General features: G+C 71.8%; 1 protein-coding gene. It reads left to right on the top strand.

The genetic code is table 11. The features are described 5' to 3' along the window. Positions 1-561: hypothetical protein (locus tag AAFX79_13785; protein ID MEO1009627.1), on the top strand; the 561-nt coding region annotated here is incomplete at both ends.

Below are 561 nucleotides of genomic sequence, written 5' to 3'. Positions count from 1 at the left end.
CGCTGCATGACCTCGATCACCCTGGGCAACACCTGGACCCAGTGCCGCCACCTGCTCGGCTACGCCCGCGGCGATTCGGGACAGACCGTCGTGCTCCGCAACCGCATCACCCAGGGCGGCCGCGACTTCGCCAGCGGCTGCGTCCGACAGGCCCAGCACGACCAGGACGTCCTCACCGTCTACGGCCTGATCACCGGCAAAGGCAACTGGCACGGGACCCTCGATCGCCCCGCCGACGGCGTGTTCAAACTCGAACGCCTCGCGTTCCGCTACGAGCTAATCGGTGCCGACGCCGAGGCCGAACAGACCGACGGCCACACCTTCCTCCTCCACGCCGACGGCGTCGGCGCTCGCGTCGTGACCGGCCCCGCGGTGATCGCGGGCCAACCCGCCGAGTGGCGCAGCGAAGTCCGCGGAGGCTGCGCCGCGGTCGTCTGCGAGATGCCCCTGCCCGCCGACCTCATCCCCAGCACCCTGCCCCAGCTCGGCCCGACCTACGGCGTCGCCGGCGTGCACTGGTACGACGCCAACGACTCGCCCCCATCGGCACCCGCCCCGACC

The sequence above is a fragment of the Planctomycetota bacterium genome (genome assembly GCA_039819165.1).
In the GTDB taxonomy this organism is placed as follows: domain Bacteria; phylum Planctomycetota; class Phycisphaerae; order Phycisphaerales; family UBA1924; genus JAHCJI01.
Note: the sequence above shows the minus strand (reverse complement) of the source record. Positions and strands in the feature narration are given on the sequence as shown.